Source organism: Nostoc cf. edaphicum LEGE 07299, from assembly GCF_015207245.1.
GTDB lineage: Bacteria > Cyanobacteriota > Cyanobacteriia > Cyanobacteriales > Nostocaceae > Nostoc > Nostoc edaphicum_B.
Genome location: NZ_JADEXF010000652.1, coordinates 1 through 3,550, shown reverse-complemented (window position 1 = coordinate 3,550; position 3,550 = coordinate 1). Strand labels below are relative to the sequence as shown.

The 3,550-nt window shown below is 38.1% G+C and carries 2 protein-coding genes; both read right to left on the bottom strand.

The genetic code is table 11. The features are described 5' to 3' along the window. Positions 1–107 precede the first annotated feature (107 nt). Complete coding sequence (locus IQ229_RS18390; RefSeq protein WP_194046183.1) at positions 108–2,525, bottom strand: sucrose synthase; 2,418 nt, start codon at positions 2,523–2,525, stop codon at positions 108–110. Between the two features lie 220 nt (positions 2,526–2,745). After that, positions 2,746–3,550: glycosyltransferase (locus IQ229_RS18385; protein ID WP_194046174.1), on the bottom strand; the 805-nt coding region annotated here is incomplete at its 5' end.

Here is a 3,550-nt window from a genome sequence, read left to right as displayed (position 1 = left end):
TTTTTAGCACTAGTACAACATGACGGAAATTAACATATCATTTCAAATAGCACAATGCTTGGAATATAATTGTTTTGGCTTTTGGCTTATACCTTGCGGTACTAACCTTAGCGTTGTATGTGCTGTGCTAAAAGTTGTTGCGCTCTTGGCTTGAACACTAAATGAAATATTGTTTCTAGGTAGCGGTACAAATCTTCAAGGTTTTCTTTAGAGGTGTAGTTCCAAAAACCATAAATTCTTGCAAGTGAAAGTAGACGTGCAGTGTGAATTTTCCAAGTGTAGTTTTTCAAAACACGGTCAATTGCTTGTTGAGAAACTCTTAACCAGTAATCTGGATTATGGTCGCACTTATTCACAAATTCTAGAATTAGTTGTGCCATTTCTTCTAAGCGAGTGGGGTTGATGTAAAATCCATTTATTCCGTTTTGAATTATTTCTGATGGGCCGCCAAATTGAGTAGCAAAAGTGGGTAAGCCACTAATCATTGCTTCTAGAACCGTTAAACCAAAAGCTTCAAACAAAGCTGGTTGAACAAAAATTCCTTGACGGTCAGCAATTAAGCGATAAGTTTCTCCAGAGTCACTTTTAGATAAGCGTACACCCAACCAACGAATTTTGCCGTGAAGATTGTATTGCTCAATAATTCTATAGAGTTTTTCAATTTCACTGGCTTCTTCATGATCGGCGCTGTCCTCAATTCGTAGCTTTCCCGCTACTAAAATTAAATTACAGCGTTTTTGTAGTTCCTCACTTTTACCAAAACACTCCGCCAGACCTGTTAGATTTTTAATTCTATCTAAACGCCCCATTGAAAATATTGGTTGCTTGTTGGGGTTATCTAATTTACCATATACTAAGTTGGGATCTTCTAAATTAAACAACAAATTTTCTAAGCGATCGCACTCTGAATAAAAACGCTCGTCTGTTTTGGTATAAGGAAAGAAGTAACTTTCATTTACTCCCGGTGGCACTAAATTAAACTTAGGACTAAATAACTCTATCCCATCCACTACATGATAAAGTTCGGGCATTGTAAAACATTTATAAGACTCATATTGTCCGGCACTCTCAGGTGTACCTACAATTTCTTGATAGGTACTACTAATAATGAAGTTAGCAGCATTCATGGCAATTAAATCTGCTGTATATTGCAGTGAGAAATGATATTTGTCCTCCAAGTCTTGCCAGTAGAGGTTACTAAACAAGTATTTAGACTTTTCTAGAGCATGAGCGATATTACACTGGGTAATTTTTAAGCGACGTGCCAGCAAAAAAGCTACCAAGTTACCATCAGAGTAATTGCCAATAACTAAATCTGGTTTCCCATTAAATTCAGCTAATAATTCTTTTTCGGCATCAATAGTATAAGTTTCTAAATAAGGCCAAATTTCAAACCGGGAAATCCAATTTTGTGTCAGCTTTCTATTAAATTCTCGGAACGGAACCCGCAAAATCCAAACATTTTTAGTACCGTAAACTTTCTCTAGACGCTGATTGCAGCGAGTTCCATCACTATTAGGTATTAATCTGGAAAGAATTATCACCTTTGGCTGCACATTTAAAATATCTAATCCTGCCAAAGTTATATCTTCTTTGAGTTGTTGCTCAAGATTTTTAGCTTGGTCTAAAACATAAACGACTTGTCCACCAGTATCAGGCCGTCCCAACACTCCTTCCTGTCCAAACCAGCCGTGAAGTGAAACCAAAACGATATGAAATATCATCGGTATTCGAGAAAGGAAGGTTTCTAAAGTCTGATGGTCTGGTGAGTCTATTAACCCATCCAAAAGTTCTAAGCTTTCTTGAATGCGGCCTGCGGTGTTACCCCATCCAGCTTCAAAGCCCTTATCTTGCAACTCAAAACGAAATTCGGTGTAGGGAGTAGTAGGAGTATAGCTGTTAAGAAAATTGAGAGCTAGTTTAATCTGTTGTGAAAGTTGCTGGTGGTTTTGGATGTGTTGATTAATCAGCAGTTGCGTACCATCGTAGTTATGCAAACTCAAGAAGTTAAATAGTTTTTCTTGTAATTGTTGCGACTCTTGAAGCTTGCTTGAGAGGTAGTGGTTAAGAAATTGTACTCCTTTACCGATGTTTTTAATGTCACGAATTACCGGAGAATAATCGTAAAATGGATGGAAATCTATTTCAAAGATACCACCTTCGTTAGGATGAAAATGGTTGACAAGCCGATCGCGTAAGTCTAATAATTCCTGTACGCTCATTGGCTCAACTTGTAGGTCTTCAGCGATATGAAATATTTGTTGATGACCAATTTTTGGTCTAACTACCAAACAAGAAGTTTCATTGTCGAGGATAATCTCCTGTGTATGGTAGATGAGTTTGCTTACTTGGGAGGTATCGCGAAATGACTCTGGCTTTTGCAAACTTTTGCAGTAATCGTTAAAAGCATCCAGAATATCATTTCGCAGCAGGTATGATTTATTCTGCCAACGAAGTTGATGTAAAAATTGATGCAAATCAATATGTTCTTCGCTATTTACAATTGAATGAATTAATTCCAGCATGAGTAATTGATACTTTATGAAACGTGAACTAAACTTCTCTGTAAGCAGACTAATTTGGAACTTACGCAAAATATCTCTCAAACTCTGATTTCTCCGTGCCCTCTGTGCCTCTGCGGTTCGTTATTCCGTTACTCATGCGTAAGTCCTATAATTAAAGCTTCTTAATTGGGTTTTAAAACCTCAAAGACTAACTTAGGCTACTATTTCAGATGCTTTAAATTTAACTGGTTGCCCACTGCACAATACCGTTATCAAAGGAGTCAATTAATTTTTCTAGAGATTTAATTTCACTAGATTTTAAAGTTTTCGACTTCAACAAAGTTTGAATTTGCTTTTCTAACTCTGGAGTTAAATTTTTAGTTTGAATAATTTCTTGAACGAATGTATCAACTGTTAAAGATTGATAGAGTTCGTGAACTTGGGCGGCAACTCCCTGAGTGCTAAAACGAAACTGCACCCAATTCTGTGCAGCATTGCCATAGCTGTCTTTTAGAGTCGGGTTTTTTAACAGATCGTGAATAGCGATCGCCAATGCTGTAGAATCACGGGGAGGAACTAAAAGTCCAGTTTCACTATGCACCACCGTATGCTGCAATCCTCCCACATTACTAGCAATTACGGGCGTTCCGGCTGCCATTGCTTCAATTGCCACTAAGCCAAAAGGTTCGTAGTAACTCGGTACAACGCAGATATCCCCTGCGGCATAGTAAGCAGGTAATAGTGCTTGAGAAATTCGTCCGGTAAAAATTGTAACTGCTCCCAATCCCAGTTCGTTCACCAAAGCTTCAATGCGTTGTTGTTCTTGGAAGTCTGCTCCATCTTCACGGCTACCACCAACTAGATAGAGTTGAAATGAATCAGACAAATTGGCGCAAGCTTTTACTAAGGTTTCAACTCCCTTGCGAGGGTCAAAGCGTCCTACATACAAAACGATCTGAGAATCTGAAGCAATTCCCAACTGTTGACGAGCAACTTCTTTACTGATAGAACCAAAGTGTTCAGTATTAATTCCACAAGGTATAACT